The sequence below is a fragment of the uncultured Marinobacter sp. genome, assembly GCF_913055835.1.
GTDB lineage: Bacteria > Pseudomonadota > Gammaproteobacteria > Pseudomonadales > Oleiphilaceae > Marinobacter.
In genome coordinates this window covers 1-22,800 of the sequence record NZ_CAJXKQ010000033.1, presented here as the reverse complement: position 1 = coordinate 22,800, position 22,800 = coordinate 1, and the positions used below count along the sequence as shown (strand labels likewise).

At 57.3% G+C, this 22,800-nt stretch carries 21 protein-coding genes and 2 tRNA genes; 12 read left to right on the top strand and 11 right to left on the bottom strand.

Annotation, left to right across the window (positions count from 1 at the left end):
- Positions 1 to 158: 158 nt before the first annotated feature.
- Positions 159 to 974: a pyruvate, water dikinase regulatory protein gene (locus QZ534_RS15455; RefSeq protein ID WP_296935640.1), complete on the top strand. Its 816-nt coding sequence runs from the start codon at positions 159 to 161 to the stop codon at positions 972 to 974.
- A gap of 74 nt (positions 975 to 1,048) precedes the next feature.
- Here QZ534_RS15455 and QZ534_RS15450 read toward each other — a convergent pair whose 3' ends face one another.
- Positions 1,049 to 3,973, bottom strand: coding sequence for an insulinase family protein (locus QZ534_RS15450; RefSeq protein WP_296935638.1), 2,925 nt, complete (start codon positions 3,971 to 3,973; stop codon positions 1,049 to 1,051).
- A gap of 100 nt (positions 3,974 to 4,073) precedes the next feature.
- Between QZ534_RS15450 and QZ534_RS15445 the strand changes: the two genes are divergently transcribed.
- From QZ534_RS15445 to QZ534_RS15435, 3 genes are all read left to right on the top strand, one after another.
- Positions 4,074 to 4,535, top strand: coding sequence for a hypothetical protein (locus QZ534_RS15445; RefSeq protein ID WP_296935636.1), 462 nt, complete (start codon positions 4,074 to 4,076; stop codon positions 4,533 to 4,535).
- 115 nt (positions 4,536 to 4,650) lie between these two features.
- Entirely contained in the window at positions 4,651 to 5,964 is a 1,314-nt protein-coding gene (locus tag QZ534_RS15440) for a PEGA domain-containing protein (protein WP_296935634.1), read from the top strand.
- A gap of 52 nt (positions 5,965 to 6,016) precedes the next feature.
- Positions 6,017 to 7,111, top strand: coding sequence for a response regulator (locus QZ534_RS15435; RefSeq protein ID WP_296935632.1), 1,095 nt, complete (start codon positions 6,017 to 6,019; stop codon positions 7,109 to 7,111).
- On the opposite strand, the gene QZ534_RS15430 is transcribed toward QZ534_RS15435, so the two are convergent.
- Entirely contained in the window at positions 7,071 to 7,775 is a 705-nt protein-coding gene (locus tag QZ534_RS15430; protein WP_296935630.1) for a nucleotidyltransferase family protein, read from the bottom strand. The genes QZ534_RS15435 and QZ534_RS15430 overlap by 41 nt on opposite strands.
- Positions 7,776 to 7,847: 72 nt before the next feature.
- On the opposite strand from QZ534_RS15430, the gene QZ534_RS15425 reads away from it, so the two are divergent.
- Positions 7,848 to 8,699 (top strand): 6-carboxytetrahydropterin synthase, encoded by an 852-nt coding sequence (locus tag QZ534_RS15425; RefSeq protein WP_296935628.1) that lies wholly within the window; start codon positions 7,848 to 7,850, stop codon positions 8,697 to 8,699.
- Positions 8,700 to 8,848: 149 nt separating this feature from the next.
- On the opposite strand, the gene QZ534_RS15420 is transcribed toward QZ534_RS15425, so the two are convergent.
- From QZ534_RS15420 to gltX, 3 genes are all read right to left on the bottom strand, one after another.
- Positions 8,849 to 8,924, bottom strand: a tRNA-Glu gene (locus QZ534_RS15420).
- Positions 8,925 to 8,931: 7 nt separating this feature from the next.
- Positions 8,932 to 9,007 (bottom strand) — tRNA-Ala (locus QZ534_RS15415).
- A gap of 113 nt (positions 9,008 to 9,120) precedes the next feature.
- Positions 9,121 to 10,605, bottom strand: a complete 1,485-nt coding sequence (gltX, locus tag QZ534_RS15410) for a glutamate--tRNA ligase (RefSeq protein WP_296935626.1) — start codon at positions 10,603 to 10,605, stop codon at positions 9,121 to 9,123.
- Between the two features lie 187 nt (positions 10,606 to 10,792).
- On the opposite strand from gltX, the gene QZ534_RS15405 reads away from it, so the two are divergent.
- On the top strand, positions 10,793 to 11,776 hold the full coding sequence (locus QZ534_RS15405; RefSeq protein WP_296935624.1) for a zinc ABC transporter substrate-binding protein: 984 nt from the start codon (positions 10,793 to 10,795) through the stop codon (positions 11,774 to 11,776).
- Here the strand turns inward: QZ534_RS15405 and QZ534_RS15400 are convergent.
- Positions 11,753 to 12,667: an AEC family transporter gene (locus QZ534_RS15400; RefSeq protein ID WP_296935622.1), complete on the bottom strand. Its 915-nt coding sequence runs from the start codon at positions 12,665 to 12,667 to the stop codon at positions 11,753 to 11,755. The two genes, QZ534_RS15405 and QZ534_RS15400, sit on opposite strands and share 24 nt — an antisense overlap.
- Positions 12,668 to 12,672: 5 nt before the next feature.
- Positions 12,673 to 13,443: an SDR family oxidoreductase gene (locus tag QZ534_RS15395; RefSeq protein ID WP_296935621.1), complete on the bottom strand. Its 771-nt coding sequence runs from the start codon at positions 13,441 to 13,443 to the stop codon at positions 12,673 to 12,675.
- Between the two features lie 107 nt (positions 13,444 to 13,550).
- Here QZ534_RS15395 and QZ534_RS15390 point away from each other — a divergent pair, with 107 nt between their 5' ends.
- The 6 genes from QZ534_RS15390 (at position 13,551) to QZ534_RS15365 (ending at position 18,706) form a co-directional block, all read left to right on the top strand.
- On the top strand, positions 13,551 to 14,045 hold the full coding sequence (locus tag QZ534_RS15390; RefSeq protein ID WP_296935619.1) for a hypothetical protein: 495 nt from the start codon (positions 13,551 to 13,553) through the stop codon (positions 14,043 to 14,045).
- Positions 14,046 to 14,156: 111 nt separating this feature from the next.
- The gene (gene dusA / locus QZ534_RS15385) at positions 14,157 to 15,191 is read left to right on the top strand and encodes a tRNA dihydrouridine(20/20a) synthase DusA (RefSeq protein ID WP_296935617.1); all 1,035 of its coding nucleotides are present in this window, start codon (positions 14,157 to 14,159) and stop codon (positions 15,189 to 15,191) included.
- Between the two features lie 127 nt (positions 15,192 to 15,318).
- Positions 15,319 to 16,284 (top strand): transaldolase, encoded by a 966-nt coding sequence (gene tal, locus QZ534_RS15380; protein ID WP_296935615.1) that lies wholly within the window; start codon positions 15,319 to 15,321, stop codon positions 16,282 to 16,284.
- Between the two features lie 42 nt (positions 16,285 to 16,326).
- Positions 16,327 to 16,776, top strand: a complete 450-nt coding sequence (locus tag QZ534_RS15375; RefSeq protein ID WP_296935613.1) for a TerB family tellurite resistance protein — start codon at positions 16,327 to 16,329, stop codon at positions 16,774 to 16,776.
- Between the two features lie 11 nt (positions 16,777 to 16,787).
- Complete coding sequence (locus QZ534_RS15370) at positions 16,788 to 17,915, top strand: 3-deoxy-7-phosphoheptulonate synthase (RefSeq protein WP_296935611.1); 1,128 nt, start codon at positions 16,788 to 16,790, stop codon at positions 17,913 to 17,915.
- Positions 17,912 to 18,706 carry a glycerophosphodiester phosphodiesterase gene (locus QZ534_RS15365; RefSeq protein ID WP_296935610.1) on the top strand — a complete coding sequence of 265 codons (795 nt, stop codon included), beginning with the start codon at positions 17,912 to 17,914 and terminating at the stop codon, positions 18,704 to 18,706. Before QZ534_RS15370 ends, QZ534_RS15365 begins: the two co-directional genes overlap by 4 nt.
- A gap of 63 nt (positions 18,707 to 18,769) precedes the next feature.
- Here the strand turns inward: QZ534_RS15365 and sthA are convergent, their stop codons facing one another.
- The 4 genes from sthA to nqrF are packed head-to-tail and all read right to left on the bottom strand — an operon-like array spanning position 18,770 to position 22,757.
- On the bottom strand, positions 18,770 to 20,161 hold the full coding sequence (sthA, locus tag QZ534_RS15360) for a Si-specific NAD(P)(+) transhydrogenase (protein WP_296935609.1): 1,392 nt from the start codon (positions 20,159 to 20,161) through the stop codon (positions 18,770 to 18,772).
- Positions 20,162 to 20,219: 58 nt separating this feature from the next.
- Positions 20,220 to 20,459 (bottom strand): (Na+)-NQR maturation NqrM, encoded by a 240-nt coding sequence (gene nqrM / locus QZ534_RS15355; RefSeq protein ID WP_296935608.1) that lies wholly within the window; start codon positions 20,457 to 20,459, stop codon positions 20,220 to 20,222.
- Positions 20,460 to 20,471: 12 nt separating this feature from the next.
- A complete protein-coding gene (locus QZ534_RS15350; RefSeq protein ID WP_296935606.1) occupies positions 20,472 to 21,521 on the bottom strand; it encodes an FAD:protein FMN transferase in 1,050 nt (349 codons plus the stop codon).
- 9 nt (positions 21,522 to 21,530) lie between these two features.
- Positions 21,531 to 22,757, bottom strand: coding sequence for an NADH:ubiquinone reductase (Na(+)-transporting) subunit F (nqrF, locus tag QZ534_RS15345; protein ID WP_296935604.1), 1,227 nt, complete (start codon positions 22,755 to 22,757; stop codon positions 21,531 to 21,533).
- Positions 22,758 to 22,800 lie beyond the last annotated feature (43 nt).

Sequence of the window (22,800 nt, the reverse complement as noted above, 5' to 3'; positions counted from 1 at the left end):
GAAGCTAAGAGCAAAATCGGGCCAGCGGTTTCAAGCGGCAAAAGCAGGCAATATCCACTGCGGAGTCTCGAACTTGGCGTGTATGATACTGTAACCTGCGGAAATTACCTAGGCCACCAGGCCAGGAATCAAGGAACCATGGAACCGGACGATACAGCATGAAACGCACTGCTTTTTTCATTTCTGATGGCACCGGCCTGACAGCCGAAGCACTGGGGCACAGCCTTCTGGCCCAATTCGAAAAGATCGAATTCGAACGGGTCACCGTTCCCTATATTGCGGACGAAGAAAAAGCCCGGGAAATGGTCAAACGGATCAACAAGGCGGCCGAGACCGATGGCGCACGCCCGCTGGTGTTCGACACCATTGTAAATAGCGATATCCGGGAAATCATCGCCACCGCCGAAGGCTTCATGGTGGATATTTTCGGGACCTTTCTCAAACCCATGGAGGAAGAGTTGCAGTCCTCTTCCTCATATACCGTGGGTAAATCCCATGCCATCAATAACGAAGGGAGCTACGAGCGCAGGATCAATGCGGTCAACTTTGCTCTGGATAATGACGATGGCGCACGCACGCGGCATTACGATGAAGCCGATCTGATACTCGTGGGTGCCTCTCGTAGCGGGAAAACACCCACCTGCCTCTATCTGGCCCTGCAATATGGCGTGAAGGCGGCAAACTATCCGATTACGGAAGAAGATCTGGCAGACCAACAGATCCCCAAAGCACTCAAACCCCATAAAGAGAAGATCTTTGGGCTGACCATTGATCCGGAACGCCTGGCGACCATACGCAACGAGCGCCGGCCGAACTCCCGATACTCATCCATTCAGCAGTGCATGCACGAGATTGAGGAAATCGAGTTGATGTACCGGCGTGAACGGATTCCGTACCTGAACACCACGGCCTATTCTGTCGAGGAAATCTCCACCCGAATCATGGTGACCACTGGATTGAAGAGGCACCGCTGATTAACCGTGGGAGAAACATGAAAAAGGGGTCAGATGAAATTTCATCTGACCCCTCTTCGTATCCGGTATCAGCTTTACAGTTCCTGGATAGCCAATCCCAGCTTCTCGGCCCTCGCCCGGTTTTCAGGGCTGGTTACCACCGCGGTGCTGGCTTTCTCCGGCACCAACCAGGTTCTGGCCACACGCTTCAGATCATCCAGGGTGACCGACAGCACCCGTTCCCGGAATCTGGCCCGCTGCTCCGGGGTACGGCCAAACAGCTTGTTGTGGAAGGCGTGGCGCGCCGCGCCAGCCGGTGACCTGGGCCGGTCAAGCTGACCAATCACGCCAAGAATTGACTCTTCCAGTTCCTGATAGTCATGATCGTTGTCCTGAAGCCAAGCCAGAGCCGCGTCGAAATCGTCCAGCGTTTCCTCCAGGCGCGGATCCCGGTAGGAGAAGAAGCGGAAGGTACCGTTCACGCTGTCCTGGCCGGCGCCCCCACCGTAGGCACCGCCCTTTTCACGGATGGCACGGTGCAGGTAACCGTTGCGCAGGAAGCCACCGAGCACGGTCAATGCCGCCGCATCAGGATGGTCCACGGCTACCGTGCTGTAGGCTCTGGAACAGAAGTTGACCTGGGTGGAGGTCAACCAGGCTTCACGGGTGGTGTAATTGACCGGCTCCATTTTCCAGCCGGAGACACCAGCTTCGGAGGCATCACGCCAGCAGGATTTAAGATCATCGACCATGGCCGGGAGTTGCTCTTCCTCACCAATCACCAGGAACTCACGGCCCTGATTGCGAATCTTCTCATGCAGAGCGGACAGTTTTGCACACAGTGCCGCCAACTCTTCCGGATCTTTAAGGGCCTGGTCCAGCTGCTTGGTGCCGCGGATACCGGCCAGACCACCCAGCCGGAACGACAGCCAGGCACCGGGGCTCATGCCCTGGGAGGCCGCGCCCATGGCCAGGGCGTGGCCACTGCCGGTTACCGCCTGCTCTCGACGGGCCCGGATCTGGGCAATAATCTCCCGGATACGCTCCTTCTCATCGAAGCGGGCACTCGTGTAGACATCTCGCAGAAGACGGGTTAATTCACTGCGATTGCGGGCCAGCGCCTTACCGTTGAAGATGATGTATCCGGACAATTCCTGGACATCGTCAATACGGCCTTTGGCGCTGAAAGCCGCGCCGATCCCACCGGATTCCGCGGAAATACGGTCCTGCATCTGCAGGTAGTCCAGATCGCCACATCCCACTTCGGAGATCAGGGTGGTGTAATAAGGTACCAGCAGCAGTTCCTCTTCGGTCAGGGCCGGCACCGGGACAACAATCTGCTCGTAAACCAGGCCATTGGTACCACGGGCATATACGGTCGCCGAAATATCGCCGTCATAACGGCCTTCCGGCTCCGGCATCTGCAGGGGCACGTCGGACAGATCCACTTTTGGCAGGATGGAGTCGTCATCCTTGTGCATCTGGCGCTCTTCCAGAGCCCTGGCCCGATCCACAATCATCCGGACTTCTTCGTCGGTCAGCTCGGCCTTGCGACGGGCCAGAGCTTCTCGGATAGCCTCCTGCCGACGGGACTCGAGCTTTTCGTCGGGCCGCAAAGTCAGTGTGACCCGGTGTGGGTTCTCCAGAAGCTTACGGCGGATCAGATCCGGCACATACTGCGGATCCCGGATCTTTTCCCGGAGCGTTGCCAGTACCGGCTCCAGATCCAGCAATTCCACTGGGTCGCCACCGTGGACCATGGGCGCGATAGCGCTCATGATGAGTTGCAGGCCATAAGGGAACTGGTCGCCTGCAATTTCCCGTTGGTGCAGTTCCAGTTGATGCAGGATCGCCTCAAGACGTTCCTGGCTGACGCCCTCTTCCACCACCTTCAGAAGCGTGGATTCGAGCAGGGCCTCAAGATCCTTGTGCTTGTCCGGCTCACTGCCTTCGATGCCGCAGACAAAGGTCATCTCACGGTTGGAATCTTCCAGCCCGCACATGGGCGACGGTGCATGCCCCAGGTCCGTGGTTTCCAGGGCCCGCATCAGCGGCGAGGCACTGTTTTCCAGCAGAACGGCAGACAGCAGCTGCCCCTCCAGGTTTTCCTGCAGATCAAAGCTGTGTCCCAGAAGCCAGCCCACCACGATGTGGGTCTTGTTGTCGGTACCCTCGCCTTCGTTTACGGCATAGCCCTGCTCCACACGGACCGGGGCAAACATGCGCTTCTCGTCGCGAACCGGCAGATCAATGTCCAGCCGGTCGAAGCGCTTCAGTGCCAGTTCTTCAAATTTCTCATGGTGCTCATGGGCCGGAATATTGCCGTAAGTGGCGAATATCGCATTGCTCGGATGGTAATGGTGGCGATAGAACTGCAGCAGGTCATCGTAGCTCAGGTCAACAATATGATCCGGCTCGCCGCCGCTGTTGTAGTGATAAGTTGTAGTCGGGAACAAGTGGCTGCTCAGGTTCTGCCATAACTGGGACGTTGGCGAACTCATGGCGCCCTTCATTTCGTTGTAGACAACGCCCCGATACACCAGATCGGTAGAGGGGTCTTCCGGTTTGTCGAATTCCAGGCGATGGCCTTCCTGGGCAAAATCCAGCGGATCCAGCTTGGAAAAGAAAACGCAGTCCAGATACACCGACAGCAGGTTGTCGAAGTCTTTCCGGTTCATGCTGGCGAACGGATAGGCAGTCCAGTCGCTGCTGGTAAAGGCATTCATGAAGGTGTTCAGTGACCGCCGGATCATCATGAAGAACGGGTCGCGGACCGGATAGCGCTCACTCCCACACAGTGCGGTATGTTCAAGAATGTGGGCAACGCCGGTGGAATCCATCGGGAAAGTCCGAAGCGCCACGAAAAAAACGTTCTCATCGTTATCTGCGGCAAGGTGCAGGTGCCGGGCGCCGGTCTTCTTGTGGCGATACTCCTCAACCTCAAGGTTGAGCGTGTCGATCCGGTGACTGCGAAGCTTTTCAAAGGCCGGATGGATTGCGTTGTCGATCACTGCAGCCATTCAAACTATCCTGTCTTTAAACAATTGGAGAATTGTAGGGTAACACGTAAGATCGATTATCATGCATCACTCCCGTAGCCATAAGGTACCACTCCCGTCCATGACAACACCTTCACCTCAGTCAAAGGCTGTTGAGGCCCCGGAAGTAGCCGCCTGGTGGGCGGAACGCCGCCGTTATCTTGACCGGATCCGGAAAGTACCGGAGATCAGACAGCGTTTCTGGCGGGAAGTTGCCATTTACCTGCTTCGCCGCTTGCTCTGGTCTTTCGGATTCTTCCCGGTGTTTATCGCCTTCTGGGTACCGTTCGTAATGGCCAGCTTCAACCCTGTTGTCCTGGCTTCAGATCTTATCCCGCTACTGCAGGATTTCGTCGACTCAAACCCGGAAGTACAAGCTACCACCATGAGTACGCTGGCGATTGCCTGGGCTTCCATCGGATTTTTCTTCCTGGTGTTCGATTTCGTGCTCACCCCGTTCAAATCACCCTACGAATACGAAGCCGATGTGTACATGAGATCATGGGAGCAACTCAACCATGACCAGCTTCCGGATAAAGTGTGATTTGGCCTGCATTCTCGTTAACTGCCGGACACTTTCTGTTACATAGTGTTGCAGTCACTGGGTAAGATGAAGCGGTAGACAGAATTCCAAGAATGCAGGATCACGAGGTTCCGTCATGGTCGATTTCAGACCGCTTCTGTTCATCAATGCCCTGGCACTCATGCTGCTGGTCACCGCCGGGTTCGCATCCGTGCGGGATGACCTTCGAATGACGGAAAACCCCGAACCGCCTGCCATTGATGATGTGGTCGCTTCTGCCACCGCAGAACCCCAAATCAGCAAGGCCCCTGCGCCTGTGGCACCCGCCAAAGCCAATCCTCCTGCACCCAAACCCCGCTCACCGGTGGTCGACAACACCCCGTTTACCATTCCACCCATGCCGGAAGAACCGGAGATTCTGGCAGTGGCTGAACCGTCGGCGGCGATCGCAACCCGAACAGACACAGCTCTGACAACGAAGAAGAAACCCACAGAACAGCGGCAGCCAGAGCCTCCGACGCAGGCACTGCTGGTGCTCCGCTCAAATGTTGTCGGCGATCAGGTCACTATCAACGGTAAGGAATATGGCGCGACCCGCCTGGACCTTGAGCTGGAACCGGGCCGCTATGAAGTCACGATCAGCAAGCCGGGTTTCAAACCCTGGAATCGCACCGTTGCCCTGGAAGCCGGCAAGGAGATGACACTGGTGGGCAAGCTCGAAGCCTTTACCACCGTGAATTTCCGGGACGGCACCTGGATCGGCGGAGTGAAAACCGGTGACGGCACCTATCAGGATGCCGATGGCCTGCGCTATGAGGGCCATTTCGTGGACGGTCAATTCCATGGGCAGGGCACCGCCTGGTATCCCGACGGCAGCCGTTACGAGGGAGGCTGGTCTGCAGGCAGACGCGAGGGTGAAGGCGAGTGGCGCAGCGCTGACGGATCCCGCTACTCTGGCGAATTCCGTGCCGATCAGTTCAATGGCAAAGGCACCCTGACATTGGCAAACGGAGACATACTGACCGGGCACTGGCAGGACGGACAGCTCAATGGCCACGGTTCCCTAACCACCGCAGACGGTATGCTCTATGTGGGCGGCTTCCGGAATGACGAGTTCCACGGCAACGGCACACTGACCTACCCCGACGGGCGCCACTACGAGGGCGAGTTCTCCAATGGCGCTTTCCACGGCACAGGGACGGAAGTGTTTGCCAGTGGCAAGAAGTACGAAGGCCAGTACATCGAAGGGAAATTTCATGGCAACGGGTTGCTGAAGAACCCCAATGGCAGCTCGATCGAAGCCACATTCCGTCATGGCGAGCCTTACGGACAGGTGCGCCTGACTACGGCGGCAGGCGAGATTTTCACTGCCCGAACCACTGAACCCGGTGTGTGTTATCGGGACAAGAGCTACCGGGCCACTGAGTGCCCGAAACTGGAAGGCTGGTGATCACAACGGCCCGATAACAAACGCGTTTGCAGTAAACGATTGAGGTAGTGACATGGCGATCAAAAACGCTCTGCTGGTAGATGACTCCAAGGTGGCACGATTTGCCCTGAGCAAACTCCTGGAGAGTCGCGATATGGAAGTCAACATGGCTGGTTCGGCCGAAGAGGCCCTGGATTTCCTCAGCAGCCATGGCCGCCCGGATGTCATCTTCATGGATCACCTGATGCCCGGCATGAATGGCGTGGAGGCCACCAAGGCCATCAAGGGCAATCCCGAGACCGCCGGCATTCCCATCATCATGTGCACATCCAAGAAATCGTCCTCGTTCATGGAAGAGGCCAGGAACTTTGGTGTTTACAACATCCTGACTAAGCCGCCGCAAACCGAGGGACTCACGGAAGTTCTGGATCAGTTGGCCAGCGATGTCACGGGCGGAACCCTGCCAGAACCGCCCGCCGAAACTGCCTCCTCCCCCAACGACGAGGACGAACTGCTCAATTTCCCAGCGGATGCGTCGGTGGAGCTCTCGCCCAAGACAGGCGATTCAGCCAGCCGCAGTAACCCACAGGCCAATGTAGTTCCCCTGACCAGCGAGCTCATTGAACAAATCGCCCGCTCCGCGGTCAAAACCCACATCAACAATCGCCTGCACGAATTGCTCAGCTCCCTGTTCGACGAACAGTTCGACCACCTGAAGCGGGCCCTGGACGAATCCCGCAGCAAACAGGACGCAGCTATAGAGGAACGCCTGAACGCAGTGACCGACATGGTCGAGGAGCGGACCAGAAACCTGCGCGACGAGGTCGCCGCCGAGGTCAATCTCAACCTCGGTAGCGAGCTGGCAGTGCTCAAGAAGGAACTGAAAAAGAATTCCGGCTTTACCAGCGACCACATGGCCGAACTGAAAGATCACATTACCAGTGTTCAGACCATTGACACGGAGTTCTGGCAAACCCTGCAATCCGAGGCCATTCAGCAGGCCCACGAGATTTCCCGGGAAACGGCGGAAGACATCGCCCAGCGGACAATCGACCTGTTTGTTGCCCAGCAACGCTCGGCGGCGTCACGGATCTACACCATTGGCCTTGCCGTAAGCCTGGGGATCTTCAGCGTCGGGATTGCCTGGCTGTCGGGCCTGTTCGGCTGAGTAGCCCCCGTACTCTTTGCCAGTCTGCCTGCGTGTCCACATCGTCGTGGACACCCGGAATATCTACCCGGGTTGCCCGTACTTCCGCCAGCAGGCGCCCGGCTCCCCTATCCCCCTCCAGATCCAGCACCAGCGGCCAGAGCCAACGCGGCAAATAGGCCGGTACGCCGGGCCGGCCACCGTAATCGGCGGCAATGGGCTGCTCCGGTACGCAACGGGCCGCCTTGCCAAACGCCTCAAGGGCGTTCAGATCCAGCAAGGGCTGGTCCGCCACGAGAACAAAAACGCCTTTAGCAGCCGGCCCCAGGCTTCCGAGTCCCGCAGCCAGCGACGCCGACATTCCTTCCTGCCAATCCGGTGCCCGTAGCCACAGCGATGGCTGACGTCGGCAACGAAACCGGATCAGGGGGTACCAGGCCCCGCACACTACCCGGACATCCGGACTCAATATCCGGCCCTGGCCAATGGCTACATCCAGAAGCGTATGGTTGCGGGAATCCGTGTCTGCCGGGTTGCCGGACACCGGGGACAACAGGGCTTTTGGCCGACCCATACGGGTGGAGGCACCGGCAGCCAGTATCAGTACCGGGAAATGCTGATCGTTGCGCTTGTCGAAGTTTAAGATGATGACCGCTGCCCAGAAAGAAATGGAGCGCTGGCACATTGCCAGACTGCTGTATTCAGTGATTTTTGCTAGAATTCGGCCATCAATCAACCGCACCCGCCTGGAAATTTGATGAACCATCTGTTTGTAGACAACCTGACCGTTATCGATTTCGCCTATCTGGACCCGACCCGGGGACTGGTGGGTGAGAGCTGGATTGCGGATGTGGTGCTTGGCGGGGAGCTGGACGAACAGGGCATGGTGTTCGATTTCAGCAACGTAAAACGCACCATCAAGCGGGTGATCGATGAGCGTGTCGACCATCGCCTGGTGATTCCCCGCGGCTACCAGGGACTGTCCTGGCACGAGGAACAGCCAGACACCTTTACCTGGGCACTCACCGATGGCAGCCAGATCATTCACCGCTCGCCGGACGAAGCTATCGTCTGGCTATCTGCCGACCGGGTTGTGCCCTCAGCAGTTGCCTCGCTGCTGGAACAGGAAATCAAGGCGGTGCTTCCGGCCAACGTGATTTCCGTTGAGATCAACCTCCGGGAAGAGGAGATCGACGGAGCCTACTATCACTACGTGCACGGACTGAAAAAACATCTGGGCAACTGCCAGCGCATCGCCCACGGCCATCGCTCACCGATACGTATCGATCGTAACGGCCACCGCGATTACGACCTGGAACGTCAATGGGCCAAGCTCTGGCGGGATATTTACGTGGGCTCCGAGGAAGATGTGGTGCGGCGCCATGTGGGCGAAGACGACGTTCGCTACGTCACTTTCGAATACGAGGCCAACCAGGGCGAGTTTGCGCTGACCCTGCCTGAGGAGCGGGTGTACATGCTGGATACGGACACCACCGTGGAACTGATTGCAGCCCACATGGCCGACAAGTTAAAGGTGGAGTTTGCGACAGACACCATCCGGGTGAAGGCCTATGAAGGTGTTGGCAAGGGTGCCATTGCCGAGCGCTGAATAAATCCGGAGTCAGATGTGAATGCGGGGTCAGATGAAAACGGGGTCAGAAGAACTTTTCTTCTGACCCCAAATTTACAGGCACAAAAAAACCGCCCGAAGGCGGTTTTTTTGATGGCTTTCCGGTGGACTAAACCTTCAAGCCGTATTGGCGTCCCCTAGGGGGTTCGAACCCCTGTTGCCGCCGTGAAAGGGCGGAGTCCTAGGCCACTAGACGAAGGGGACTAGAAATTGGTGGAGCCAGGCGGGATCGAACCGCCGACCTCAACACTGCCAGTGTTGCGCTCTCCCAGCTGAGCTATGGCCCCTCAACGGCTGCGTATATTAAGGATCCGCCCTATGGGCGTCAACCTCTTAAACACACTTTTTTTCAGTTTTCTGAACATCCCTGTTCAAGCCGTTTATTAATTCAACAAAGCGGTTAATGAATACCCAGAGCCGCGTATTCCTTTTCCACCTTCTTGGTTTCCTTCTTGGAGAATCCACCCATCACTTCCAGGGCATGCCGAAGCCTTGAACGGGTCATGTCCGGGCCCAGCAGCGCCATGGAATCCATTACCGACCATGAATTCGGCGTACCGGCCACCGCCACAAAGATGGAAAACATGAAATCACCCATCTTCAGGTCCATCGCTTTGGCCAGGGCTTTGATGTCCGCGAAGATGGTCTCCTTACTCCAGTGACGCTGGGCTTCAAGCTTCCAGAGCGTAAACTGCAGGACCCGCTTGACCTGCGCCTCTTCCAGCTTGTTGTGGGCAAAGTCTTCCGGCTTGAGGTTGAGCATGCCGGAGAACATGAACTGGGCCATGGGGGCCACGTCCGAGAATACCTCTGCCCTGCCCTTTACGTGAGGCACCAGGGCGCGCAGGGCGTCCTCATTGAACCACCACTGGCGCATACGCTCCATGAACTGCTCTCCAGTCAGCTCTTCACGCAGCCACTGGCCGTTGAGCCAGCGGAGCTTCTCCACGTCAAAGACCGGGCCACCGAGAGACACACGCTGGATGTCGAAGTTCTCGATCATTTCATCCAGGGTGAACTTTTCCCGCTCGTCGGGCATGGACCAGCCCATGCGCCCGAGATAGTTGGTCACGGCCTCCGGCAGAAATCCCATGCGCTCATAGAAATTGATACTGGTGGGGTTCTTGCGTTTGGACAGCTTGCTCTTGTCCGGGTTGCGAAGCAGCGGAAGGTGACACAGCACCGGCATATCCCAGCCAAAGTACTGATACAGCAGCTTGTGCTTGGGCGCCGAGTTGATCCACTCCTCCCCCCGCAAAACATGGGTGATTTCCATCAGATGATCATCAACCACGTTGGCCAGATGATAGGTGGGCATGCCGTCGGATTTGAGCAGGATCTGGCAATCCACCTGGGCCCAGTCGATTTCGATGGTGCCGCGAAGCATGTCGTCGATTTCGCAGATGCCTTCATCGGGCACCTTCATGCGAATCACGTATGGCTCACCTGCTTCGAGGCGGCGCTTCACTTCATCCTCGGGCAACTCCAGATCGCCCTTGATGCCCGGATTCAGGCCCTGGGCCTTGCGTTCTTCGCGGATGGCTTCCAGCTCTTCCGGTGTACGGAAGCAGTAAAACGCATGCCCGGCCGTTACCAGGTCTTCAGCGTACTGACGGTAGGAGTGCTTGCGCTCGGACTGGCGATAGGGGCCGTGAGGACCACCCACGTCGGGGCCTTCATCCCAGTTCAGACCGAGCCAGCGCAACGCCTTGAGAATGTCCTGCTCGGATTCCGCAGTGCTGCGGGCCTGGTCGGTGTCTTCAATACGCAGGATGAACTGGCCGCCGTGCTGACGGGCAAAACACAGGTTAAACAGGGCCACGTAGGCGGTACCAACGTGAGGGTCACCGGTTGGTGACGGAGCAATTCGGGTACGTACAGTCATGAAACCTTCCTGAAAAATCGGTGGCCGTTAGGGAAAACGGGCATTATACCGGCCATCGCCCGGTTTCGCATGATCATGCAGTTAACGAACGCACCAGAATATCCCCGTAGAAAGTTTCTTTTGCCGACTCCACACCGATTTGTTATATTATAACATTACATCATTGCATCGCAGGATCTTCTTTATCATGAGCATTACTGGAAAAGCATTTTCTCTGGCAGTCGGTGCCAGCACCTTCTTAATCAGCGGCGCCCTGCAGGCCGAGACCCGTATCGTTACTTCCATCAAGCCGGTGGAGCTGATTGTCAGTGCGATCGCCACGGAAGACATGCAGACAACCAGCCTCGTCCCACCCGGCTCCAGCCCCCACAACTACACCATGAAGCCATCCCAGCGTCGGGCACTGGAGAACGCCGACGTGATTTTCTGGGTGGGACCCGATATGGAAACCTTCCTCAATCGCCTTCTGACCGGGCAGGAATTCAGCAGCCGGACTGTCGCTCTGATGGATGCCGAGAACGGATCGGGAGAAGACAGCCATGGCGACCACGCTCAGGACGGGCACCACGGGCATGTTCATGAGGCAGAGGAGGAAAAAGAGGAGGATCATCACGTCGAAGGTCACGGCCACGATCACGGTGAGGGAGAGGACCCGCACATCTGGCTGGACCCGGAGCTGGCCCTTGAAATGGCCGAGACGATCCGCGATGCCCTTTCAGCACTGGACGGCGTTGACACGGCCGCATTGAACAGGAATTTCGAGCAGTTCAAAGACAGCGTCCGGGAAACCGATGCCAGCATTCGCGAACGCCTTGCGCCGGCGCACGACATCAGCCTGTTTGCCTATCACGAAGCCTTCACCCGGTTTGCCGAACACTATGATCTGAAACTCGAGGGCGTTCTGACATTGAACCCGGAGCTGTCGCCTGGGGCGCGCCATATCGCAGAGGTTCAGGAAAAACTGCGCAACGCCACCCACCCTTGCCTGCTGACCGAACCGCAGTTCAACCGGCAGTGGTGGCGCTCGATCACCGAGAATCTGGACGTCACCTTCAGCACCTGGGACCCCCTTGCCACCGATATCGAATCAACGGCCGAGGGCTACAACAACTTCCAGCACAGCATTGTCGACGCAGTGCTCAAGTGCCTACCAGAGAATACTGAGCATTAACGGAATGGTGACGATGGCCAGCAAGGTCTGGCCGCTGATGATGCCCGCCATAAGAGGGGCATCACCACCAAGCTGTCGGGCCAGAATGTAGGCCGAAGTGGCCGTGGGAAGCGCCGCCAACAGAACCGCCACCTGCACCATCATTCCCTCAAGACCCAGCAACAATGCCAGTCCCGCCGTCATCATCGGAAACCCGACCAGCTTCAAGGCGGATGAAACAATAAACGGCAGGGAGGCGCCTCGCAGGGCTTTCAGTTGAAGCCCGGCGCCGACCGTCATCAACCCCATCGGCAACGCCAGATTACTGAGCGGCTCGAGAATACCGCCGATCAGCGGATGGAATCCGATCTCGAAGAAACTCCAGACCACCCCGATCACCGAGCCAACAATCAGCGGATTGGTGACAATTGCCTTGAACACTGGCACCAACCTCACCGGCCCTTCCGTGGCCACCAGCGAAAACATCAGGATGCACAGCAGGTTCAGCAACGGCACCATGATGGCCACCGCAATCGCCGTCAGCGAGAGCCCCTCATCCCCCAGTAGCATGCCGCCCGCGGCCAGCCCCACATAGGAGTTGAACCGGATAGCCCCCTGGTAAACCGAAGAGAAAACCGGACCGGACCAGCGCCAGAACCACTGCGCCACTACCAGAACCAGCGTCATCGCAATCAACATGGCACCGATCAGCAAGGCAATATCGCCATAGGCGGAGGCCGGCAACCGCGCCTGCCCCAGCTTGAAAACCAGCATCGCCGGGAACAGCACGTAGTAGGTAAACCGCTCTGCCTGGGGCCAGAAATCGCCGCCGGGGAAATCAATACGCCGGAATACATGCCCGAGCATGATCAGGACAAACACGGGCAACAGGGCCTGCACCATCAGGGGCATAGTCATCAACTCCGGCGCAGTTTTTTCATAACGGCACGAGTCACTGCCGCGGGCGACGAACGGGCAATCGGCCAGAGGATTTTGAACTGATTGGAAACTGGCCTGTGAAGTTGCGGGGAGCACACCTGCTTCCAGACCTCAGCGGCAACCTCAGACGGCGCCAGGTTAACCCCCAGGCTATCGAACAAACGCGACGCTCCGGCATTGGCCTGAACCATACCCGTATTCACAAAAGGCGGCATCAGGTCGCAGACGCGAATGCCATGCACTTCCCATTCGATATCCAGGGCCTCTGTCATGGCCCGAACCGCGTGCTTGCTGGCGGAATAGGAGGCGAAATCCGGTGTGCCATACGCCGCTGAGGCAGAACTCATGTTAACAACCACCGCCCCGGAGGCAGCCTTGAGGTAAGGAAAGGCAGCGTGCAGAACATTCATCAGGCCAATCACATTGATTTCAACGATCGCGCGATGATCCTGAATACCAAGGCTTTCAAAGGGACCTACTTTCAAAATACCGGCGTTATTGTGCAGCGCATCAATGGCTCCTCCGTTTAGTTCAGCGAACTCTGACAGGGCCCCGGCGACAGTCTTTTCATCAGTTACATCGACGACATGAGTGGAGCATACTCTCTCACCCAGTTCTGCCTGCAGACTCTCGAGCGCTTTTTGATCCCGGTCTGCTGCACCGACAAACCAACCTTTTGAGGCGAACAGACGTGCTGTTTCCAGGCCAATTCCGGCACCTGCACCGGTAATGAAAATGGATTTGGTCAAGGTTCCTTTTCCTTTCGAGATCACTGCCAGATGAATCCGATCAACGTTATCTGTAAATTGCGTTGATCACACCCTTTGTTTAAACACTCCAACGCAAGGAACGCGTTATGAACTATACATGGCCCATAAAGGCCGCTGCACTTTCAACCTTCCTGGCAATCTTACTGGCGTTTTCAGCCACCGGCTCCGCTGGCTGGTTGAATCCACACCTGGAAATTTATCCGGATTGCACGAAGGCACAAACCCTTACAGCGAGTGAACTTCTTGATCTCACCGGCAGCGGCGAACTGTTCCTCGTGGTCGCTGGCCCGCGGAGCGACGGCATGGATACGATTCTCGCATTGCGCCATGGTTTCAAGGGCTCGATTTTCGACGTCGATATCCCGAACGATAACCGTATGCTGTCTGAATCGGCTGTTGAGTTCACCGGCACCCTCGTTCGCCGAGACGTGAGCATTCTCGAACGAATGCTAGGCGGATCAAGGGGAGACTCATTCTATTTTGTTGTACAACTCACTACTGGCAACTTCCTACTGCACCCGGGTTCCTTTGATCATTCCCAATTTCCGGTGTGCAGATCACTGCTCGAGGATATGGGTTAGCCATTTCGCCAAAGCCCTACGGAAATCTGCTGGCCAACCCTGTTAAACTAGCGCTCATTCGGCAACGTAACGATTAGCCGCACACGCCATTCAGTTGATCAGGTAACCGTAATGCCAGCAATACCATCACAAGCCACCGCAATGACCGAATCGGGCCTCTCCCGCCGCTTCTGCGTGGCCCCGATGATGGATTGGACCACCAGCCATTACCGCTACCTGGCGCGCCAGCTTAGCCGGCACACCCTACTCTACACTGAAATGGTCACCACCGGAGCACTGATCCATGGCGACACGGCACGGTTCCTGCGCCACGATGAGGCCGAATACCCGCTTGCCCTTCAACTCGGCGGTAGCGATGCCGGTGAGCTTGCCCACTGCGCCAGGCTGGCCCAGCAATACGAGTTTGATGAGGTTAACCTGAACGTAGGTTGCCCCAGCGATCGGGTTCAGAACAACATGATTGGCGCCTGCCTGATGGGCCACCCGGACAAGGTGGCAGAGGGCGTGCGCGCCATGATTGAGGCTACCGACCTGCCAGTCACCGTGAAGCATCGAATCGGTATTGATGGGCGGGAGTCCTGGGACGATCTCTGCGAATTCGTGGAAAAAGTATCCGAAGCAGGCTGCCGGACCTTTATCGCGCACGCCCGAATCGCGATTCTTGAAGGCCTGAGCCCCAAGGAGAACCGGGAAGTCCCTCCGCTTAAATACGACTGGGTCTACCGGCTGAAAGCGAAATACCCGCACCTGGAAATCATTATCAACGGCGGCATCAAGACCTTCGAGGAGTGTCATGAGCATCTGGTACATACTGACGGCGTTATGCTGGGCCGGGAGGCGTACCACAACCCCTGGCTGCTGGCGGGGGTTGATCCGGAGTTTTTCGGGCAGGCTGCGCCGGTGGAAACACGGCATCAGGCGCTTCGGGCCATGCTTCCGTTTATCCGGAGCGAGCTTGAGCGGGGCGTATTCCTCACTCACATGTCCCGACACCTGCTGGGCCTGTTCCACGGCCAGCCTGGCGGTCGGCAGTTCCGTCGCTACATCAGCGAGAATGCCCATAAATCCGGCGCTGGCCTGGAAGTTATCGAGACAGCCCTGGAAAAGGTTCGTGAACCGGCTGTGCCGGAGATTGCGGAAGCTTAATCGCGGGCAATTGCCACCATACCTTTTGTTGTCTTGTTCCTGTCAGAGCAGCCCGTTATTGTAGGCGTATAGCCAGTGCCCGGGATTCGGGCGCACCAATAACAGATCAACCGGGACGACAGGACGAATGACCAGCAAGCTCGACCAACTGAAAACCATGACCACGGTGGTGGCGGATACCGGCGATATTGAAGCTATCGCAAAGTGGCGGCCGGAAGATGCCACCACCAATCCGTCCCTGCTACTCAAGGCGGCCGCCTCGGACGCGTATCGACCCATGCTGGACAAAGCTGTGGCAGAGGCGCGGCGGCATGGCGGCTCAGACGCCGAGCAGCTGACCATGGCCACCGATATGTTGGCCGTGCTTGCCGGCCGGGAAATCCTGAACCTGATTCCGGGTGTGGTTTCCACCGAGGTTGATGCCCGCCTGTCCTTCGACACAGCAGGTACCCTGGAACGCGCACGTCGCCTGGTGGAGTTGTATGACAAACAAGGCGTCGACACCAGCCGCGTGCTGATCAAGATTGCTTCCACCTGGGAAGGTATCCGGGCTGCCGAGCAACTGGAGAAGGAAGGCATTCGCTGCAACCTCACGCTGCTGTTTTCCTTCATCCAGGCCGCCGCCTGCGCCCAGGCCGGTGCGTTCCTGATTTCACCCTTTGTTGGCCGGATTCTGGACTGGCACCTGGCCAGCACCGGCCGGGACAGCTTCCCGGCGGCAGAAGATCCGGGGGTGCTCTCAGTCTCCCGCATCTACAATTACTACAAGGCCAACGGATTTAACACAGTGGTGATGGGGGCCAGCTTCCGCAATACCGGCGAAATAGAAATGCTGGCAGGCTGCGACCGCCTGACCATCAGCCCGGCCCTCCTTCAGGAGTTGCAGGACGACCAGGGCGATCTGCCGCGTCGATTGGTCGCCGACACTGCCCGCTCACCGGATCAGTTTGGCACCATCGACGAGAAGCTGTTCCGCTGGGAATCCAATGAAGACGCCATGGCAACCGAGAAGCTGGCCGATGGCATTCGCCGGTTCACGGCCGACCAGATAGAGCTGGAAAACCGGGTCCGACAACTGGCCAAAGCTGCCTGAACCATCGCCTCGAACCAAACACAGGATTAGGACAGTCGGATCATGATCGAGAGCCTGAAAAAACTGTTTGCGGCACCGGAAGCTGAGAGCGAGAAGCCGGATTCTCACCAACTGGCCGTGGCTGCAACCGCTTTGATGGTTCAGGTTTCGCGGATCGACCAGCACGAGGACGAGCGCGAGCTGCAGGCCATTGTCGATGGCGCGGTGGAAGCGCACCAGGTAACCCGTGCCGAAGCCGAAGAGATTCTGCAGGATGCCCTGGACCACGCCGACGATGCCACGTCGCTCTATGAATTCACCGGCCAGATAAACGAGCACCTCGACCAGGAGGGTAAGCAGGCCCTGCTTGAGAGTATCTGGCGGGTGGCCTTTGCGGACGGGCGCATCGACAAGTACGAGGAACATCTTATTCGCCGCATGGCAGACCTGCTGCATCTTAATCACCGGGAGTTCATGCAGGCGCGGCACCGGGCGCAAGACGCCGGTTCTTAAAAGGAGACAGCATGTTAGCGATTCTTCATCCGAATACCGCTCTGGACAGCGAAGAATACCGGCAGACCATGCATTACCTCGAGAACCTTCCGAATGTCACGGTTCGGGTTCATGAGGTCCAGGGTGCAACCCAGAGGCTGACCGAAATCTATCTTCTTGGTGACACCAAGCCCCTGAACAAGGAAGAAATCGAGGCCCTGCCTGCGGTTGAGCGGGCTATTCGCATTTCGGACGACTACCGCATTCTCGGCCGCCACCGGGATGATCGCCGGCAAAGCGGCTTCACCTACAACGGTGTGGAGTTCAATCAGTCCAATCTGAACATATTTGCCGGCCTGTGCGCCGTTGATGTGCCCGAGCATGTCGAGTTGATGATGCAGGCCCTCGAGGACAATGGCGAAGTCTGCACCCGAATGGGGGCTTACAAGCCGCGTACCAACCCTTATTCGTTCCAGGGCCACGGCAAGGGCTGCCTGCCCTGGGTGTTCGAGAAGGCTGGCAAACACGGCATCAAGGTGATTGCCATGGAAATCACCCATGAGAGCCACATCGAGGAAATCGACACCTGCCTGGAAAAGCTCGGCCGTCCCACCGGCGTGATGCTGCAAGTGGGCACCCGTAACACCCAGAACTTCGAGCTATTGAAGGCCATTGGCCGCCAGAGCACCTACCCGGTGCTGCTCAAGCGAGGATTCGGGATTACCCTGAATGAGTCCCTGAACGCCGCCGAGTACCTGGCCAGCGAAGGCAACGCCAACGTGATTTTCTGCCTCAGGGGCATGAAAACCGAGGCCGGCCAACCCCACCGGAACATGGTGGATTTCGCCCATGTGCCGGCGGTCAAACGCCTCACCCGTATGCCGGTATGCGTGGACCCGTCCCACTCGGTTGGCAGCCGAGAACAGTCTCCGGACGGCATTCTCGATGTCATGCACGCAACGGCCCAGGGCGTGATTGCTGGTGCCAATATGGTGCTGGTGGATTTCCATCCCAAACCGGAAAAAGCGCTTGTGGATGGTCCCCAGGCCTTGCTCATGCACGAATTGCCGGCGTATCTGGAAGACATTCGCCTGTGCCACGACACCTGGAAAAAGCGTCAGGCCATTTATCAGCGGCTAAAGGATGACACAGCGGAATGATTGTCTACGGACACAGGGGCGCAAAGGGAGAGGCCCCGGAAAACACCCTCCCCGGGTTTGTTCATGCTTATCGGCATGGCATACGGCATTTCGAGCTGGATCTGGTGCTTTCAAAGGATGGCAAGCCGGTTCTGGTTCATGACCTTTCAGTCGACCGGACCACCAGCCAGAAAGGCAGTGTCAGCCAGTATACCGCAGCTGAGCTGGCCGCCATGGACGCACGGCGCAACACCAGCTCCTGGCCCACACCAACCGGCATTCCGGCACTGGAAGACCTTCTCGATCAGTTCGACGATCTCGAACATCTGCAACTGGAAGTGAAGAAGGATACGCGCCAGCGGCTGAACATCCTGAGCAACCGCCTGACCGAGGTGATACAGCGTCGCAACCTGTACCAGACGGTGGCGATAACCTCTTCGGATACCTGGTTCCTGAAACAGATCCGGAGGAGGAACACGAATATCCGTATTGGCCTGGTGGCAGAACGCAAGTTCCCGCGCCCACTCAGTGTTGCTGGAAGACTTGGTTGCGAGTACCTGTGCATCAACTGGAAGCTATGCTCGAAAACGCTGGTTGAACAGGCCCATCGGCGGGGAATGCATGTATCTACGTGGACCGTGAACCGGATCCACGACATGCTGCTACTGGAGGAGATGGGCGTGGACAGCATCATCACGGACTTCCCCACCAGCACCCGGATCTTTTTCGATAACAGGGCAAGGTACGCCCTATCGCTGCCACAGAGTCACGAAGGCGTGTCTTCGAGCAGCGGAGCGCTGACCGCGGGATAAACCCGCGACGATGAGCCTGGGGTCAGATGAAAGCCTTCATCGGACCCCGTCTTGAGTCAACCCTCAGAAAATCCGGTTCAGGCCGTTCAATGCGGCAACCCGGTAGGCTTCCGCCATGGTCGGGTAGTTGAACGTGGTATTGATGAAGTAGTTCAGAGAGTTGGCCTCTCCTTCCTGATTCATGATCGCCTGGCCGATGTGGACGATTTCCGCCGCCTGGTCACCGAAACAGTGTATACCCAGAATCTCACGGGTCTCCCGATGGAACAGGATTTTCAGCATGCCGACCGCTTCCCCGGTGATCTGAGCTCGAGCCAGGTCCTTGAAGAACGCCTGTCCAACCTCGTAGGGCACCTTCGCTTCGGTCAGTTCCCGCTCGGTTTTTCCGACGGAACTGATTTCCGGAATGGTGTAGATGCCCGTCGGCACATCTGACACAAACCGGAAGTACTCATCGTCCACAATATCTGACGATGCCGAACGGCCCTGGTCATAGGCGGCGCTTGCCAGACTCGGCCAGCCGATCACGTCGCCCGCAGCGTAGATGTTTTCCACCTCGGTCCGGTAATGCTCGTCAACGGCCAGTTGGCCCCGGCCGTTGGGCACCAGGCCAATATTTTCCAGACCCAGCTTCTCGGTGTTACCACTGCGTCCATTACACCACAGGAATGCATCTGCACGGATCTTCTTGCCGGACTGCAGCGATAGCACCACACCGTGGTCATCCCCCACAACGGATTCATACTGCTCGTTGTGGCGCACCAGAACACCGTTATTGCGCAGGTGGTAACTCAGGGCGTCGGAAATTTCGTCATCCAGAAACGACAACAAGCGGCTACCCGGATTGATCAGGTCCACCTTCACGCCCAACCCGGCAAAAATCGAGGCATATTCTGAACCGATAACCCCGGCGCCATAGATAATCAGGGTTCTGGGAGTATGGGAGAGGTTCAGAATGGTGTCCGAGTTGTAGATCCGGTGGTGACGGAAATCCACGTCGGGCGGCAGATAGGGCCTGGAACCGGTGGCGATGATCGCCTGCTTGAAGTGCAGGGTTTCCGACGACTTGCTGCCACGAACTTCAATGCGGTTCTGGTCTACGAAAAAAGCCCGGCCGTTGATCAGATCGACCCGGTTGCGGGAATAGAACTGGGTCCTGAGCTTGACCTGCTTGCCGATGACCTTCTGCGCGTTCTGGAGCACACGGGGGAAGGAGAACCAGCGAGGCTCTCCGATATCCCGAAACATCTGGTTGGTGTTGAAAGTAATGATCTGTTTGACGGAGTGGCGCAGCGCTTTGGAGGGGATGGTGCCCCAGTGAGTGCAGTTCCCGCCGACGGTAGGCTTATCCTCGATGATCGCGACACGTTTGCCGTGTTTCGTCGCATTCATCGCCGCGCCTTCGCCGGACGGACCGGCGCCGATAACGACGACGTCGTAATGATGTTCTGCCATGCGCGCAGTGACTCCTTATCTACGTCGTGAAAAGATGATTGTAATTGTCAGAAACAGATCATTGCTTGCTGGCGTCGTAGGCCAGAGCTTCGGGCTCCTTACCCTCGTTAGCCAACCGCTCATTTTCCTCTTCGCACTTCTGGGTATTGCCGCCGCAGATGTCACAGGACTGGCTGATACCAAGAGCGCCAATACCACCGCAGGTTCCACTGATGGGCTTGCGGCCCAGAATTACGCCAATGGACATGGCTGCAACCAGCAGCACTACAATAAGCAGAACCAAAAGAAAGGTACCCATGTTGCCCTCCCCTCATTGAGTCACGTAGGACGAAAAAGCGGGCGTCTGGTGCGTCTCGAAGCCCTGTTCCGTCCTGACAATAAAATAGGCCGGGATATTTTCCCTCACCGCGAGCTCATTGGCCCGCTCGTAGCCCATCACATTAAAGCCGGTCGCCAAAGCGTCCGCTGTCATACAGTCGTCTGCAATAACGGTGACCGACGCCAGCTTGTGGGCTATCGGCTTACCCGTCTCGGGGTCTATTGTATGGGAATAGCGACGCCCGTCCGATTCGTAATAATTACGATAGTCACCCGATGTTGCCATAGCGCGGGATTCCAGCGCCACCACCCGATTTACCTCGCGCCTCTCGGATACCGGCTGTTCGATGGCCAGGCGCCAGGTGCTGCCATCCGGCTTCCTGCCATTGACCCGCACTTCTCCGCCGATTTCCACCAGATACGCCTCTACCCCTTCACTTTCCAGAAAGCGGGCTACCGCATCCACACCATAGCCCTTGGCAATGGCCGACAGGTCCACATATTGCGGTGGTGTTGCACGTACGGCAGGCGGATCTGCCTGAAGTTCCAGCTTCTCGAAACCAGTGGCCGCCAGAACCGTCGAAAGCGATTCTTCAGACGGCGTCTTTTCCGGCCGCGCCTGGGGCCCGAATCCCCATAGATTCACTACCGGGCCAATCGTTACATCGAAGGCGCCATCGGTCAGCCGGGAAATCTCATTGGCTTTTTGAAGAACCTCGAACAGCCCTGCTGAAACGGGGACCCATCCAGATTGATCGGTTCGCTGGTTGAAACGGGACAGCTCGGAATCGTCACGCCAGGTCGACATTGATGCGTCTACGTCTTCAAGCACCTCGTCAATGCCACTGGCCAGAGTTTCAAGCCTCTCCTGATCCTCGGTCAATACGACATTAATGTGGTAACTGGTGCCGAAAACAGGGCCGGAGATTTCCCAGATTTTTTCTTCTGGCTCAAACGAACAACCCGCCAGCGCGGCAAAGACCAGCGCCGTAAAAGCACTGGCCAGGGCCACCCTGGCGGGTCGTACCATGCGGGATGTCATCAGGACTGCTTAGCCTCCGAAGTCATCCAGCATGATGTTTTCATCCTCAACACCAAGGTCCTTGAGCATCTTGATGCAGGAAGCGTTCATGATTGGGGGCCCACACATGTAGTACTCACAGTCTTCCGGAGCCGGATGGTCCTTCAGATAGTTCTCGTACAACACATTATGGATGAAGCCAGTAGGCCCTTCCCAGTTATCCTCGGGCAATGCGTCGGAGAGCGCCACGTGCCACTCGAAGTTGTCGTTCTCTTCCTGCAGCCCGTCGAAATCTTCCACATAGAACATTTCCCGAACGCTTCGAGCACCGTACCAGAAGCTGATCTTCCGCTTGGAATTCAGGCGCTTGAGCTGATCGAAGATGTGGGAACGCATGGGCGCCATACCGGCACCACCACCGATGAACACCATTTCAGCGTCAGTCTTCTTGGCGAAGAACTCACCGAACGGCCCCATAACGGTAACCTTGTCACCCGGCTTCAGGTTGAACACGTAGCTGGACATGATACCCGGCGGGTGATCGGTGCCCGGAGGCGGCGTGGCGATACGGATGTTGAACTTGAGAACACCCTTCTCTTCCGGATAGTTAGCCATGGAATAGGCCCGGATGGTCTCCTCCTTGTTAATGGCTTTGTAGCGCCAGATATTGTGCTTGTCCCAATCCTCGTGGAACTCCTCCTCGATATCGAAATCCTTGAAGTCGATTTCGTAGGGAGGGCACTCGAGCTGAACATAACCGCCGGCACGGAAGTCCACTTCCTCGCCTTCAGGCAGCTTGAGTACGAGTTCCTTGATGAAGGTGGCCACGTTGTGGTTGGAGACAACCTCACATTCCCACTTCTTGACGCCGAAGAACTCTTCGGGCACTTCGACCTTCATATCCTGTTTTACAGGAACCTGGCAGGACAGGCGCCAGCCTTCTTTTTCTTCACGGTTGGTGAAGTGGGTCTTTTCCGTTGGCAGCATGGCACCGCCGCCTTCCAGCACCTTGCACTTGCACTGCGCACAGGTACCGCCGCCACCACAGGCAGAGGACAGGAAAATACCACTGTTCGCCAGAGTACCGAGCAGCTTGCCGCCGGCTTCGGTCTTCAGCGTGTGTTCGGGATCATCGTTGATCTCAATGGTCACATCACCGGTGCTTACCAGCCTGGACCGGGCCGCAAGAATCACTGCGACCAGGGCCAGAACGATAACGGTGAACATGACCACGCCGAGAATAATTTCTGTATTCATGGTCTCGCCTTTTCGTTAAACCGAATCACCGGGTGAATTACAG

Excerpts from the sequence above, each read along its gene's own strand:
- QZ534_RS15455 (WP_296935640.1), top strand. The coding sequence starts at position 159 with ATGAAACGCACTGCTTTTTTCATTTCTGATGGCACCGGCCTGACAGCC.
- QZ534_RS15450 (WP_296935638.1), bottom strand. The coding sequence starts at position 3,973 with ATGGCTGCAGTGATCGACAACGCAATCCATCCGGCCTTTGAAAAGCTT.
- QZ534_RS15445 (WP_296935636.1), top strand. The coding sequence starts at position 4,074 with ATGACAACACCTTCACCTCAGTCAAAGGCTGTTGAGGCCCCGGAAGTA.
- QZ534_RS15440 (WP_296935634.1), top strand. The coding sequence starts at position 4,651 with ATGGTCGATTTCAGACCGCTTCTGTTCATCAATGCCCTGGCACTCATG.
- QZ534_RS15435 (WP_296935632.1), top strand. The coding sequence starts at position 6,017 with ATGGCGATCAAAAACGCTCTGCTGGTAGATGACTCCAAGGTGGCACGA.
- QZ534_RS15430 (WP_296935630.1), bottom strand. The coding sequence starts at position 7,775 with ATGTGCCAGCGCTCCATTTCTTTCTGGGCAGCGGTCATCATCTTAAAC.
- QZ534_RS15425 (WP_296935628.1), top strand. The coding sequence starts at position 7,848 with ATGAACCATCTGTTTGTAGACAACCTGACCGTTATCGATTTCGCCTAT.
- gltX (WP_296935626.1), bottom strand. The coding sequence starts at position 10,605 with ATGACTGTACGTACCCGAATTGCTCCGTCACCAACCGGTGACCCTCAC.
- QZ534_RS15405 (WP_296935624.1), top strand. The coding sequence starts at position 10,793 with ATGAGCATTACTGGAAAAGCATTTTCTCTGGCAGTCGGTGCCAGCACC.
- QZ534_RS15400 (WP_296935622.1), bottom strand. The coding sequence starts at position 12,667 with ATGCCCCTGATGGTGCAGGCCCTGTTGCCCGTGTTTGTCCTGATCATG.
- QZ534_RS15390 (WP_296935619.1), top strand. The coding sequence starts at position 13,551 with ATGAACTATACATGGCCCATAAAGGCCGCTGCACTTTCAACCTTCCTG.
- dusA (WP_296935617.1), top strand. The coding sequence starts at position 14,157 with ATGCCAGCAATACCATCACAAGCCACCGCAATGACCGAATCGGGCCTC.
- tal (WP_296935615.1), top strand. The coding sequence starts at position 15,319 with ATGACCAGCAAGCTCGACCAACTGAAAACCATGACCACGGTGGTGGCG.
- QZ534_RS15375 (WP_296935613.1), top strand. The coding sequence starts at position 16,327 with ATGATCGAGAGCCTGAAAAAACTGTTTGCGGCACCGGAAGCTGAGAGC.
- QZ534_RS15370 (WP_296935611.1), top strand. The coding sequence starts at position 16,788 with ATGTTAGCGATTCTTCATCCGAATACCGCTCTGGACAGCGAAGAATAC.
- QZ534_RS15365 (WP_296935610.1), top strand. The coding sequence starts at position 17,912 with ATGATTGTCTACGGACACAGGGGCGCAAAGGGAGAGGCCCCGGAAAAC.
- sthA (WP_296935609.1), bottom strand. The coding sequence starts at position 20,161 with ATGGCAGAACATCATTACGACGTCGTCGTTATCGGCGCCGGTCCGTCC.
- nqrM (WP_296935608.1), bottom strand. The coding sequence starts at position 20,459 with ATGGGTACCTTTCTTTTGGTTCTGCTTATTGTAGTGCTGCTGGTTGCA.
- QZ534_RS15350 (WP_296935606.1), bottom strand. The coding sequence starts at position 21,521 with ATGACATCCCGCATGGTACGACCCGCCAGGGTGGCCCTGGCCAGTGCT.
- nqrF (WP_296935604.1), bottom strand. The coding sequence starts at position 22,757 with ATGAATACAGAAATTATTCTCGGCGTGGTCATGTTCACCGTTATCGTT.